We start from the raw sequence: 13,318 nt of genomic DNA on the forward strand, positions 1-13,318 counted from the left end.
AATAGACTATTTCTAGGAGCTAATATAAGTAGTGGAGGACTAGACTATAACTCATTTATATACTACGACATAGATCATAAGAAAAACAGACTATCTTTTAACCTAGCCTCTAAACTAGCGCTAAATAACCTTAGTGCTTATCTATGCTTAGATGAGCTAAGAGGATCTGGTAATGAGATAGATGCAAGATATTTTAACTATGCTAGAAGTAGATACACTGAATCTGATGTAGAGATAAGAGAGTTAAATTTGCATGTTGAGGAGGAGAAAGAGGTGTATAAAACATACAAAAAGAATTCAATACCGATCAAAGTAGCAGGCGAAACAAAATATCCAATAGATGCCTATCAAGAGGCTGCAAAGATTATATATATGCTTAGACTAGGAATTTTTAACACCAACTATGACAATACTCATCACAACCTCTCAAGAGAGCTTGTAGAGGCTCTTGATACTATAGGAAACAATAACATAAAAGGGATATATGTGGGGTGTAAAGATAATTATAAAAATGGAGAGTTAAACATTTCTAAGCCTATAATCCCTCCTCGCCTAATAGGTCGTCTAGCCACCACCATAGTAATGGAAGATGGTCTATATATAGGATAAGATATGAAGAAAATAATATTTATCATCATAGCTCTTTTAGTAGCTGGATCACTATTAATAATAAATAAAGGAAATTTAATGAGTAAAGAAAATCTAATGGATAACACTAATACATATACGGTTATAGCGCCAAATGGAAATATAATTGAGATTGATAAGAAGACTAATTTAATAGCTTCTAAAAATATCAAAAATGATAGTGCATACTTAGAGGAAAAATCCAAAATGCTCCTTGAAGCCCGTGCAATCCTAGACTCATCCCCATATAAAAACTATAAGCCACTATACTATAACCCTAAACCAAATTCTCTAGGTCAAACAGACTATCTATCATTTAAACCATGGCTAGATATTAGCTATAAATCAAACTCTACTAAAATTTCACCTTGGACCAAATCAGAAAAAGCCTACTATGAAAGCTTAAAAGATAAAAGAGATAGATATATCTATCTAGTAAAAAGAAGTAATCTAAAATGTACTATGATAGATATCCCAGATGATGCCATAGGTAGAGTAGATAGTAATGGCAAACTAACTAAACCAGAATATGCTGAAATCTATGATGAAGTAAATGCTCATAAAGGTACATTAAAATCAGAACTATTTGCAGCAGAGTGGAATATATGTGCAGGAGTATTGGGAGATATGGGAGGATTTGTAGGAGGGGTTGGACTAGGTTATGCAGGATTTAAAGCAAGAGCATATCAATCAATGTTTCTATCAGCCCAGCTTGGTCAAAAAGGAGCCTTAGAGGCATTAGCTGATCTATTTGAATACTCTACCTATCTAGTAGGTCTAAATACAAATTTACAAATGGCAGAAGAATTTAGAAGACTAGCTAAAAATCCCCCACTAGATGAATATGGCATGATGCCTTATCTAGATGAGATAGTAGGTAGCTACTTTGTGATGGATTTTAATAGAGATAATTTAGTAGTTATACCAGATGGTGGCTTTTATGCCGGACTTAGAGAGCTTGTAGAAGACAAAGGCAAGCTACTGGACCCTAGAGACCTAGATGCAAACGAGACTACAAGAAATGAATTTGATAACTTTATAAAGAAAGTTCTAGATGACAACAAAGAGGATTTTAAAGGCGGTTTCCCTGCAGAGTGGGATGAAAGAAGATTGTCTCTCTACATCGACTCCACCCTCCTAGAAGCCAAAATAATGTCCCTAACCCCACCAGAGGGATATCCAAATGCACCATACTACAACACACCAGAAGAGCTAACAAGACTATATGAGGCTGGTAAATTAGATAAAAAGCTAAATCCTCTAACACCAGTGATGTATAGAGATAGCTTCCCTGAAGATCTTAGGCAAAAAATATTAAGCTATGCCAAAGAGCATAATATAAAGGATTAGAAAATAAGCTTAATATCTATGGCTCCAAACGGAGCCACCTACGAACAACAAAAAAGATCTTATGAACTAATACTTCATAAGTATTTCACAAATAAATTTAATGATACCTATGCTGTTAAGAATATATCTTATGAACCAAATTCAAATAAAACAAGTGAATATACTTACTACCCTATAGAGATATACTCATCTTTTATAAATATAGATCTAAAAAGAACTATCATAGGAGGAAGACTATCTAGTGGAGGACTAGACTATCATAACTTCTTCTACTATGATATAAACACCACCACAAACAAACTAGACTCTAATCTATCTAAAGATATAAGCCTAGATACTATGATATCTTATCTATGTCTAGATGAGCTAAGAACAGATAATAAAACTGATGAAGAGTTCTTTAATAACCTTAACAAAAGAAATAAAAAACTAGCATATTCACCAAAAGAGCTTATGCTACAAGGAGTTAAAACATTGCTAACAATAAGTCCATCAAACTCAATAGATATAAAACAAAGAGGTGAAATTTATGATTTATATAGTCAGGGTGTAGAAGAGGGTACTGACCTACCAATAGACAAATACAACGAAGCTATGGAGATACTAGAAGACTTTAAAAATGGAAATTTAAATACCTTTGGCTCAGAAGTAGATAATAAATCAAGAAGACTACTAAAAGCATTAGATGTTATAGGAAACAACAATGTCAAGGGTATGTATGTGGGGTGTAAGGAATTTCAAGAATATAAAAATGCTAAGAGCAAAAAGGCGCCTTCGAAAGTTCCTCCTCGCCTAATCGGTCGTCTAGCCACTACCATAATAATGGAAGATGGTCTATATATAGGATAAGAGATGAAGAAGATCATATTTATCATAATAGCTCTTTTAGTAGCAGGATCACTATTAATAATAAACAAAGGAAATTTAATGAGTAAAGAAACGTATACAGTCTTAGCACCAGATGGAACAGAACTAAAATTTGATAAAGCAACAAACCTATTGGTGCCAAATAATAATGAGTATAAAAAGGTGCGTACTAGTAAGGAATACTTAGAAATTCAGTCTAAATATTTACTACAAGCTCGCTCCATCCTAGACTCATCCCCATATAAAAACTATAAGCCCCTATACTATAACCCTAAACCAAATTCTCTAGGTCAAACAGATTATTTAGCATTTAAACCATGGCTAGACATTAGCTATAAACCAAGCTCTACTAAGATAGCTCCATGGACTAAATCAGAAAAAGCCTACTATGAAAGCTTAAAAGATAAAAGAGATAGATATATCTATCTAGTAAAAAGAAGTAATCTAAAATGCACTATGATAGATATCCCAGAAGATGCAATAGGTAGAGTAGATAGTAGTGGCAAACTAACAAAGCCAGAATATGCTGAAATTTATGATGAAGTAGATAGAAATAAAAATACACTTAAATCAAGATTGTTTAGTGGTGAGTGGAGAATTTGTGCAGGTATATTAGGGGATAGACGATCATTTTCTTCAGCTACTGTATTAAATAACTCTGGCTTTAAAACAAGAGCTAGACAAGCAGTATTTTTAGCAGCTCAACTAGGAGAAGTAGATGCTTTAAAAGTGCTAGCTAGATACTTTTCTTCTTCGTCTTATATATCAGGCTCAAATAAAGACTTGCAAACAAAAATAAAATTTGAGAATTTATCTAAAAACCCTCCACTAGATGAATATGGAATGATACCTTATCTTGATGAGATAGTAGGAAGCTATTTCGTGATGGATTTTAATAGGGGTGGGGTCATACTTGATCCAATAGCTGATACCGTTCATCACTTAAGGGAAATGGTGGAAGATAAAGGCAAGCTGCTAGACCCTAGAGACCTAGATGCTAATGAGACAACTAGGGAAGAATTTTTGAAATATGCAAAAGAAACCTTGCATGATTTTCAAGCCCCTTATGATGTTGCAGAACCAGATGATACCGAATTAAAACAGGTTATGTTAAATAGAGATTCTGGTATATTAGAAGCTAAAATAATGTCCCTAACCCCACCAGAGGGATATCCTAATGCACCATATTACAACACACCAGAAGAGCTAACAAGACTATATGAGGCTGGTAAATTAGATAAAAAGCTAAACCCTTTAACACCAGTCATGTATAGAGATAGCTTCCCAGAAGATCTTAGGCAAAAGATATTAAGCTATGCTAAAGAGCATAATATAAAGGATTGATTAACGCTCATTAAAGTTTTATTTAAGAACATTGATTTTAAAATAAGTTTCTTCTAAAATAACTTTAGATAGAATTACATAAAAATAATATTATTAACGTGAGGTAAAGGAAACCATGAAGAAAACGTTTAAATTTCTTTGTTCTTTAATTTTTATGCTATTTATCGCAGGATGTGCAAAAGATCTTATCATAAGCAACACTCCAAATTCAAACTTAAACTACCACGGTGACAACGTACCAGTGACTATCATCGCTTACAAGCTGAAAGATGTGGCAAAATTTCAGCAAGCTAGCATAGTTGATCTAGCTGAGAAAAATGGCGACATACTTGGTCAAGATAAGATAGACTCGATAAAAACGCAAATTCAGCCAAACACAAACAGATATGCTTTTACAAATGTCGATCCAGACGAAGTGCCATATGTGGGCATTTTGGTGCTTTATGCTGATCAAAGTAAGACAAATATCAAAGCTTACAAATCAACAAAAGAAGCAAAAGAGAAAAATATAGTTTTTGAGATAACTAAAAATGGCGTAAATACCATAGACGCTAGCAGCTCTAAGATCCAAGCAAGCAAATAAAATGTCTGATAAACTAAAAGTTGTCTGGTACAACGGAATGAACGTTGATAAGGTTCATTTCGAGCAGCAAGAGAGGTATTTTGAGAGAAATTTAAACCTAAAAACCGTCTCGTCTTTTTCAAATTTATATGGAGTTTTGGAGCTTGATATCTCAAGCGAGCTTTTGCTTCAAGGCAAGATAGGGCTAAATAAAATTTCTTGTATCTCGCAAGATGGTACGATATTTAACGCCCCAGATCAAGACGACCTACCAGAGCCTCTTGAGATAAGTCCTAGCGAGCTAAATTCTGCTGTCATAGTACTAAAGCTACCAGTTAGCTCAGGGCTTGTTGATGTTAGCTTGCAAAACAACCTGCCAAATCTAAAATTTACAGCTAAACAAGCGCTCATTAGCTCAAGAGTGCATGATGAAGCTAGTAACGATATCTTGAACGAGCTAGATGACAAAGACGACTTTGAGCTTTCATCTGCTTTTACGCAGGATAAAGAAAATTTGATCCTAGCAAGCCAAAGATCGGCTCTAGGAGTGCTTGGCTCAAAGACGCCTTATGAGCTTAGCGTGCCTATTTGTAGGATAAAAAACATCGACCTAAACAAGCAAATAACGCTTGATGAGAAATTTATCCCAACCTGCATCGATATCAGTAAAAATTCTTTCATCACTAGCTTTATAGATGAGTTTAGCTTTGCTACAAAGCAGCACCAAGAGAGCTATACTGGGCTTTTAGGCGGTATAGATCAGGCGAAAAATAGGCTTGATATTTCAACGTATTTGACGCTAAATATGCTGAAGAAATGGCACTTGATATTCTCATATCTTTTCAAAAGAGACAAAATTCATCCAGAGTATCTATATGAAAAGCTAGTTGATTTTCAAGCTGATCTGCTAGCCCTAAGTCACGATGATAGTTTTAGCGAATTTATAGCTTATGATCACAACAACTTAAGCCAAACTTTCGTACCGCTAATAAACAATCTTAGGCTTTTATTCTCGCATATCTTGTCGCCAAAATACGTCATGGCACAGATCGTTAAAAACAATCACGGCTTTTTTGACTGCGTCTTTGATAATCCAAGCATCATAGAAAACTCAGAAATTTACTTTGCTATCCATAGCGATACAAAAAATGAGTACCTGCTTAAAAATTTCAAAGAGCAGTGCAAAATCCACACCCAATCAAACATCAAAAGTATCGTCTCATCGCAGCTTCGCGGCATAAACGTAGAGCAAATTTCAGCTATACCTAGTACATTGCCAAAGCTAAATGACTATATCTACTACAAGATCGATAAAAAAGATGAAATTTTCAAAAGCTTCGCAAATCAAAGCGTTATTAGCGTCTATATAACAGCAAATTTATCAAACGCTGATATTAAGATGTGGGCTTTATTATAAGGATAAAAAATGAGTGAGAATCAAAATGAAATTTCGGCTTTAAGCCAGACAAAGCTTCTAGGACTTGGCGCAAATCCTGCCCTAGATCACGTGCTACCACTGCTTCTTTTGGCAAATAGAGTATCAAAACTACAAAATTTTTCACAAAGTGAGATGCAAAATTTACGTGAAAAGCTGATAAATGATATATTAAGCACCACTTCAAAGATCTCAAATTTAGGCATTTATGAAGAGGATGACATCATTAGGCTTAGATATTGCCTTTGCGTTTTTATCGATGAGAGTTTGCTTAAAAATGAAATTTTTATGAACAGTTTTTGGGCGAACAACACCTTAACAACAAGATTTTTCAACGAAAATTTAGGTGGCAACAAATTCTTTGGCATCATGGATAAATGGTTTGAAAATGTTGGCAAAAACAAGGACTTTTTAGAGTTTATCTACGCTTGTTTGGTGCTTGGCTACAAGGGTAAATACGAAGCACAGGAAGATTGCAATGAGAAAATTTCATACCTTTGTGAAAATATAGCCTCAGCCGTTTCGCCACTTATCAAGGCTGATGAAAATGTATTTGAAAAGAGCTATTTAAAAACTAAAAAGAGAAGCTTTTTTGAGATATTTTCATTAAGACATTTGAAATTTTATTTTATCCTTATAGCGCTTGCAGCTATCGCGGCTGCGTTTTTATATAGCACCTACTCGATGGATCAAAATAACGTTAAAAACGACAGCGTCCTAAACAATAAGATAGAAAATTTTATGGAAAAAAAGTAAGTGCAAGATAAGTTTTTCAACAAATTTAACGAAAACTTTTCAGAAAACGAACTCTACATCAGCCTTATAGACGAGATGTCAAAGTATAAGACTTTGACGCATGATACGATAAAATGGGACTTTGTTTTTAGCTCGTCTTTAAAGGCATTAAGCGAATTTAGCCTCGATGTAAAGCTTTTAAATTTCTTAGCGATCTCTGCTATAAATTTAAACCAAAAAGATAGTTTTAAAACCCTGATCGAGGCCTTTTCATTTTTTCTAACTACTCTAAAACAAGAGCCAAATTTATTAGCAAAAAATGAAAAGCAAGTGCCTGCTAAAAAAAAGATATTTGCTCAAACGATAGAGCTTTTTACGCAAGCTCATAGGGATGGTATAAATTTAGACGAAGCGGGCGCAAGGGCTTTTAATGAGCTTGTACCTGAGCTCTCACGCGAGCTTAGCACGCACTTTGATACGCTTTATATAGAAGAAAAAAGTGAGCAAACTCAAAAAATAGAGGAGCCAAAACAGCCGCAAAAGACCGAACCAAACTACTCACAAAGCATCTCTTTTGGCAGTAGCGACATTAGTACATTTAGTGATAGAGAGTTTAGGGAGTATTTTGTAAATTTATCCATCTCGCTTTTAAAAAATGATATAAAAAATTTGACCGCTTACTCGCTTGTCTTTGAGGCGATGTGGGGCAGGATCAAGGCTCTGCCAGTTAGCAGCGAGCAAGTGACGCAGATACGCTATCCTGATGAAAATTTGATCTTACTTTTTAAAAATATGAAAGAAGCAAACCTTGGTAATTTAGAAAAATTTATAAGAAATTTAGCGCTTAATCCGTTTTGGATAGATGGCGTTAGGATATTTTGTGAGTTTTTAAGATCATCTGGGCTAAGTGAGCAAAGCGAACTCGTTTCTAATATGACTTTAAATTTTATAGAAAAATTTCCAGATATGAAAAAGCTCAAATTTCAAAGTGAAGAGGCATTTTTCAGCGAAGAGAGTGCTAAATTTTTTAGTAAAAAAGAGAGTGCAAATTTTATCTCTAGTGATGATATGAAAAAGGATATGAGCTTTGAGGAGCTGATAAAAGCCCTTGATAGAAGCAAATATGCAACAAATTCTCAAAGCGAGCTTAGCTTTTTGTTAGAGCTTTCCAAAATTTTTACAAGCCAAGGTATGGATAACAATGCGAAAGTTGTATATTCGCAAATAGTTAAATTTATAGAAAACACCGAGCTTAAGGATTATTTGTCAGATATTTATATAAAGGCAAAAACATTTTTGTGATAAAATATGTTTTTTTAAAACTTCTTTAATTTTATTTAATTATAATTCTTAAATCATTTACTCAAAAAAAGGATGTTATTATGGCAGAGAATTCAATCCCACCAAAAGAACGTATAAACATTGTTTATAGAACCAAAACAAACAACCAAGAAGCAGACGTTGAGCTTCCATTAAAGCTGATGGTAGTTTCAAATTTAACTGGTGAAAACCAAACTCCACTTGAAGATCGCGAAGTTGTCTCTATAAATAAGATAAATTTCGATCAAGTTATGAAAAGTTTAGACATTCATACTGAATTTTCAGTGAAAAATAGACTAAATTCTGGTAGCGAAGATCTAAATATCGATCTAAATTTTGAAAGCATTCAAGACTTCAATCCAGACAATATCATCAACCAAGTGCCTGAGCTAAAAAAGCTATTGCAGCTTAGAAAAGCTTTAGTTGCGTTAAAAGGACCTATGGGCAATATGCCTGATTTTAGAAAAGCGGTTTTAGAGGCTATTAAGGATGAAGATAGTAGAAAACAGCTTCTTTTAGAGCTTAAAGACGAAAAAGATAAGGAATAAAAATGTCTGAAACTAAAGTAAAAACTCCTATCATTGAAAGCATAATGCAAAGGAGCAAATATACAAAAGATGATGAAAGTTATAGCGTAGTAAAGCAAGGAGTTGCCGAGTTTATCTCAAATATCATCACAACAAACAACGCTGAAGAGAAGATAAACAAGCTAGCACTTGATGAGATGATAGCCCATATAGACACGCTTTTATCAGCTCAGATGGATGAAATTTTACACAATAAATCTTTCCAAGAGCTAGAATCTACTTGGCGCGGCATTAGATTTTTAGTTGAGAGAACAAATTTTAACGAAAACGTAAAGATCGATCTTTTAGACGCAACAAAAGAAGAAATTTTAGATGACTTTGAAAACAATCTAGATATAACTCAAAGCACACTTTATAAGCAAATTTACTCAGCTGAATATGGTCAATTTGGTGGTGAGCCAGTTGGTGCGATAGTTGCTGACTATGAGCTAGATAAGTCAAATCAAGACATGACTTTCTTAAACAAAATGTCATCAATTGCAGCGATGAGCCACTCTCCGCTTCTAACTTCGCTATCTTCTAAATTCTTCGGACTTGATAACTTTGGCGAGCTTGAAAACATAAAAGATCTAAAGAGCCTACTTGAAGGTCCTCAATACACAAGATGGAGAACTTTTAGAGAGAACGAAGATGCAAAATATACAGGTTGTATGGTAAATAGATTTCTTACTAGATCTCCATATATCCCAGAAGATAACCCTATAAAAAGCTTTAACTACCGCGAAAGCGTTGATAAGCACGATGATATGCTTTGGGGCAACGGCGCTTATGCGTTTGCTACAAGACTTACAGAGAGTTTTGCGGACTATAGATGGTGCGGAAACATCATCGGACCAAAAGGTGGCGGAGCTGTAAAAGACCTACCAACTTATACTTATGAAAACTATGGAAGCGTTCAGACAAAAATTCCAACCGAAGTTTTGATCACAGATAGAAGAGAATTTGAGCTTGCAGAAAATGGCTTTATCACGCTTACGCTAAGACGTGATAGCAACAACGCTGCGTTCTTCTCAGCAAACTCTGTGCTAAAACCTAAAGTTTTCCCAAATACTCCAGAAGGCAAAGCTGCCGAGACAAATTTTAGACTTGGCACACAGCTTCCATATGTATTTTTGATCTCTCGTTTGGCTCACTATCTAAAAGTACTTCAAAGAGAAGAGATCGGTACCTGGAAAGAGCGCAGTGATGTTGAGCGTGGCTTAAATGAGTGGCTAAGACAGTACATCTCAGATCAGGAAAATCCACCAGCTGATGTAAGAAGCAGAAGACCATTTAGAAGCGCAAAAGTCATCGTTAGCGATATAGCTGGCGAACCAGGCTGGTATAAGATAGAGCTTCTAGCTAGACCTCACTTTAAATTTATGGGGGCAAATTTCGAGCTTTCTTTGGTTGGTAAGCTGGATAAAGAGTAAATTTAAGTATGTCGCTGATAGATAAAATTTTATATGAATTTAGTGATGAGTCAAAATTTCGTCCATATTTTAAAGATCTAGACAGCGACATCAAAGATCATATCGATACTATCTTAAACTCAAGGCTGGGAAACTACGGTCGTTTAAACGATAGTATCATCGATCTTTGGTCGGTTGGGGTCGAGATAAACGAGCTTGGCCATAGACTTGGCATGGCGATATATGAACTAATCACCTCAAACGAAAATAGAATAGAGATAACCTCTATCGGCTATGATGACTCGCTAAAGCCTTGGCGTATCATCTTTAACATAAACTATAAGCATAAAAACGACAATTTCAAAGAGTATTTGCTAAAGGTTATTTTTAAGAACAATAGATATTGTGAGATTTTATAATGGATTATAATGAAAATAATTTAGCTTATTTTCAAAAAGAGATGGCGTATCTTGATGAAACGAGAGCTCTTTTTATAAAGAATTTCCCTAAAGTTGCACCATTTTTAGATACTAAGAGCAAAGATCCTGATGTTGAGAGTATCATAGAAAATATGGCTATTTTGACATCAAGGATTAGGCAAGAGCTAGATGAAAATATCCCCTTAATAGCTGAGTCTTTGATAAATATCTTAATGCCAAGCTATACAAACCCTTTCCCCTCAGTTTGCATGCAAGAATTTGCTCTAAGAGATGATTTTTCAGAAAAAAAGGAATTTATACCAAAAGGCAGTATCATAGAGTCAAAGCCAATAAACGGCGTGGCTTGTAAATTCCAGACGATATATGACGTAAATTTGCTTCCATTAAAGATATCAAAAGCTTTCATGTCAAACAACAAAAGCGACTATCTTTTAAATTTAAACATATCTATCACCAAAGATGAACTTAGCACAAAAGAGCTTGATACCAGCTTTTTAAATTTATACCTTGGCGATAACATATACTTCTCTTCAACTCTTTTGATGTGGCTAAAAAACTACTTAAAATTTATAGTCATAAGCTTTGAAGATAGCGATGAGGAGATAAAACTTGGAGCTGATAAGCTTAGCTTGGATGAATTTGATGAAGCTTTGATAAATAGCGATGAGTTTGGTTTTGAGGCGTTTGAGCTTATAAAAGAGCTTTCATATTTTTCATCTAAACTAAATTTTATCCGTATAAACGGACTTGGTTTTTTAAAAAGATTTGACGCAAAAAGCTTTAACATCAAATTTGTCTTTTCAAAAGATATGCCAAATGGTTATGTGCCAAGGCTAGAGTACTTCTCTCTCTTTGCCACACCAGCGATAAATTTGTTTGCAAAAGGCGCTGAGCCTATACAAAATAACAACAAACGAAGCGAGTATAGAATTTTCATCGACCGCTCAAACATAAACGCTTACGAGATAGTCTCTATCACAAAGGTCGTCGCTCACAGCAGCAATAATGAAAAAAGGATACTTAAAAACTACAAAAGCTTTGAGAGGTTTGAGTTTTTAAATAGCCAAAGATCAAAGGATTATTACTTTGTAAGCAACAAAATAGATATGAAGCTAAGCTCTTACAAAGAAATTTCATTTTTTAAAAATGACACCAAAGAGCAGACCGTGAGCATCGAGACGCTTTGCTGCAACGGCGACCTGCCAACTAGTCTAAAACTTGGCGAGATAAATAAAATCCAAAATCACCAAGGTGTAGTGACCAAAAATTTAACTATCCCAACTAGCGTAAAACGTGTAAATGTAGATGGAAATTTACTCTGGAGGCTAGTTAGTATCTTGTCATTTAGCTATCAAAGCATACTAAACAAGGGCTCTTTTCTAGCACTGCTAAATGCCTTTATGCTGCCTGATGATGAGTTTTTGAAGAAATTTTCTAGCTCACTTCATGAGATAAAGACAAAACAGATCCACAGGGTCGATGGTGGCTTTGCAAAAAGAGGAGTGCTTTGTATATTTTATATAGATGAGAGCGAGTTTGAAAGCCTTGGAAATGTCTATGTTTTAGGTATAAATTTGGCTAAGTTTTTATCAAAATTTGCTTCTATTAACTCATTTTGCGAACTTAAGATCAAGTGCGTAAAGAGTAAAATTTTATTTGATTATGGGTTTTTAAGCGGCACGAAAGAGCTAGTATGAGCGAAGAGATAAGCCAAGCTTCTTTTTTTAAGCTGATAAAAAACATCCTAAAAGATAGGGATAGGAGCGAGATATTTTTAAAAAATAGCTCGAGTTTTGCCTACCCGATCAAAGAGCTTGAGAGCTTAGATGAGCAAGAGCTTACAAAGATAATTGTAAATTTTATGGGTCTTTTAGGAAGCGGCTCGCACCTAACAAGCTACATTTTAGAGAAAATTTCAAAGACTAATGACAATAGCTATGAGCTATTTTTTGATTTTTTTGACAACTATTTGCTTTGGCTATTTTTTGATAGCATTAGTCTGAAAAACTACGCAAGATCTTTTGAAGATGAGCTTGATGATAAAATTTCAAAGATATTGCTTGATATGCTTAATATAAAAGATAAGCTACTGGCAAAGAAATTTCTGCCATTTTCGCCACTTGCGGTTAGCCAAAGAAGACCAAAAAAAGAGGTTGAATTTGCGCTTCAGAGCCACTTTGGGCTAAAAGATAAGCTTTTTATACTTGAAAATTTACCAAACCAAATTTTCATAGCACCATCAAATTTAAACTCTTTAGGCCATAAAAATAGGACACTTGGTAAAAATTTCATCCTTGGTAAAAAGCTTTTTGAAAAACAAACCAAGATCGCAGTCTTTATAAACGGCATAGAGTACGAAGAGGCTGTGAATTTCTTCCCCAAAAAAGATAAATTTAAAGAGCTTCAAGAGACTCTTTCTTATTTTACTAATGATGAATTTGTGTCTGATTTATATTTGAAGATAAATTACTCTCACAAGATGCAGTTTAAGCTCGGGTCAAAATATACAAGTAGTCAAATTGGCTTTGGTTCAAGGCTTAAAAATGATAAAAAAATGTCAAATTTTATAAAATTTAGACTTTGTTCATAAAATTTAACTCAAAAATCAAAAAAATCTGATATAATTACATAAAAGAAATATATTTATTTGTAAAAGGATT

At 34.4% G+C, this 13,318-nt stretch carries 12 protein-coding genes and 1 pseudogene; all 13 read left to right on the forward strand.

Annotated elements, in window-relative coordinates:
- Positions 1-609, forward strand: a pseudogene (locus F3G76_RS10440) (hypothetical protein); the annotation flags it as partial.
- Between the two features lie 3 nt (positions 610-612).
- The gene (locus tag F3G76_RS04080) at positions 613-1,977 is read left to right on the forward strand and encodes a thioredoxin reductase (RefSeq protein WP_149706006.1); all 1,365 of its coding nucleotides are present in this window, start codon (positions 613-615) and stop codon (positions 1,975-1,977) included.
- 18 nt (positions 1,978-1,995) lie between these two features.
- Positions 1,996-2,826, forward strand: a complete 831-nt coding sequence (locus F3G76_RS04085; RefSeq protein WP_149706007.1) for a 3-deoxy-D-arabinoheptulosonate-7-phosphate synthase — start codon at positions 1,996-1,998, stop codon at positions 2,824-2,826.
- A gap of 3 nt (positions 2,827-2,829) precedes the next feature.
- A complete protein-coding gene (locus tag F3G76_RS04090; protein ID WP_149706008.1) occupies positions 2,830-4,188 on the forward strand; it encodes a thioredoxin reductase in 1,359 nt (452 codons plus the stop codon).
- A gap of 115 nt (positions 4,189-4,303) precedes the next feature.
- Entirely contained in the window at positions 4,304-4,771 is a 468-nt protein-coding gene (gene tssJ / locus F3G76_RS04095) for a type VI secretion system lipoprotein TssJ (protein WP_087583804.1), read from the forward strand.
- Between the two features lies 1 nt (position 4,772).
- Positions 4,773-6,167, forward strand: a complete 1,395-nt coding sequence (gene tssK / locus F3G76_RS04100) for a type VI secretion system baseplate subunit TssK (protein ID WP_109147081.1) — start codon at positions 4,773-4,775, stop codon at positions 6,165-6,167.
- 9 nt (positions 6,168-6,176) lie between these two features.
- The gene (icmH, locus tag F3G76_RS04105; RefSeq protein WP_103558249.1) at positions 6,177-6,941 is read left to right on the forward strand and encodes a type IVB secretion system protein IcmH/DotU; all 765 of its coding nucleotides are present in this window, start codon (positions 6,177-6,179) and stop codon (positions 6,939-6,941) included.
- Positions 6,942-8,222, forward strand: coding sequence for a type VI secretion system domain-containing protein (locus F3G76_RS04110; protein WP_103558248.1), 1,281 nt, complete (start codon positions 6,942-6,944; stop codon positions 8,220-8,222).
- A gap of 80 nt (positions 8,223-8,302) precedes the next feature.
- Entirely contained in the window at positions 8,303-8,788 is a 486-nt protein-coding gene (gene tssB, locus F3G76_RS04115) for a type VI secretion system contractile sheath small subunit (protein ID WP_012001089.1), read from the forward strand.
- A 2-nt stretch (positions 8,789-8,790) separates the two neighbouring features.
- Positions 8,791-10,239, forward strand: a complete 1,449-nt coding sequence (gene tssC / locus F3G76_RS04120; protein WP_021086376.1) for a type VI secretion system contractile sheath large subunit — start codon at positions 8,791-8,793, stop codon at positions 10,237-10,239.
- An 8-nt stretch (positions 10,240-10,247) separates the two neighbouring features.
- Positions 10,248-10,637 (forward strand): hypothetical protein, encoded by a 390-nt coding sequence (locus F3G76_RS04125; protein ID WP_012001091.1) that lies wholly within the window; start codon positions 10,248-10,250, stop codon positions 10,635-10,637.
- On the forward strand, positions 10,637-12,355 hold the full coding sequence (gene tssF, locus F3G76_RS04130; RefSeq protein ID WP_103637817.1) for a type VI secretion system baseplate subunit TssF: 1,719 nt from the start codon (positions 10,637-10,639) through the stop codon (positions 12,353-12,355). The genes F3G76_RS04125 and tssF overlap by 1 nt, the downstream gene beginning before the upstream one ends.
- Positions 12,352-13,248 carry a type VI secretion system baseplate subunit TssG gene (locus tag F3G76_RS04135; protein WP_087583801.1) on the forward strand — a complete coding sequence of 299 codons (897 nt, stop codon included), beginning with the start codon at positions 12,352-12,354 and terminating at the stop codon, positions 13,246-13,248. Before tssF ends, F3G76_RS04135 begins: the two co-directional genes overlap by 4 nt.
- Positions 13,249-13,318: the final 70 nt, after the last annotated feature.

The sequence above is a fragment of the Campylobacter concisus genome, from assembly GCF_902460575.1.
GTDB lineage: Bacteria > Campylobacterota > Campylobacteria > Campylobacterales > Campylobacteraceae > Campylobacter_A > Campylobacter_A concisus_AW.

Coding starts and splice junctions, on each gene's coding strand:
- F3G76_RS04080 (WP_149706006.1), top strand. CDS start 613: ATGAAGAAAATAATATTTATCATCATAGCTCTTTTAGTAGCTGGATCA.
- F3G76_RS04125 (WP_012001091.1), top strand. CDS start 10,248: ATGTCGCTGATAGATAAAATTTTATATGAATTTAGTGATGAGTCAAAA.
- tssK (WP_109147081.1), top strand. CDS start 4,773: ATGTCTGATAAACTAAAAGTTGTCTGGTACAACGGAATGAACGTTGAT.
- F3G76_RS04090 (WP_149706008.1), top strand. CDS start 2,830: ATGAAGAAGATCATATTTATCATAATAGCTCTTTTAGTAGCAGGATCA.
- tssJ (WP_087583804.1), top strand. CDS start 4,304: ATGAAGAAAACGTTTAAATTTCTTTGTTCTTTAATTTTTATGCTATTT.
- tssB (WP_012001089.1), top strand. CDS start 8,303: ATGGCAGAGAATTCAATCCCACCAAAAGAACGTATAAACATTGTTTAT.
- tssF (WP_103637817.1), top strand. CDS start 10,637: ATGGATTATAATGAAAATAATTTAGCTTATTTTCAAAAAGAGATGGCG.
- icmH (WP_103558249.1), top strand. CDS start 6,177: ATGAGTGAGAATCAAAATGAAATTTCGGCTTTAAGCCAGACAAAGCTT.
- F3G76_RS04135 (WP_087583801.1), top strand. CDS start 12,352: ATGAGCGAAGAGATAAGCCAAGCTTCTTTTTTTAAGCTGATAAAAAAC.
- tssC (WP_021086376.1), top strand. CDS start 8,791: ATGTCTGAAACTAAAGTAAAAACTCCTATCATTGAAAGCATAATGCAA.
- F3G76_RS04085 (WP_149706007.1), top strand. CDS start 1,996: ATGGCTCCAAACGGAGCCACCTACGAACAACAAAAAAGATCTTATGAA.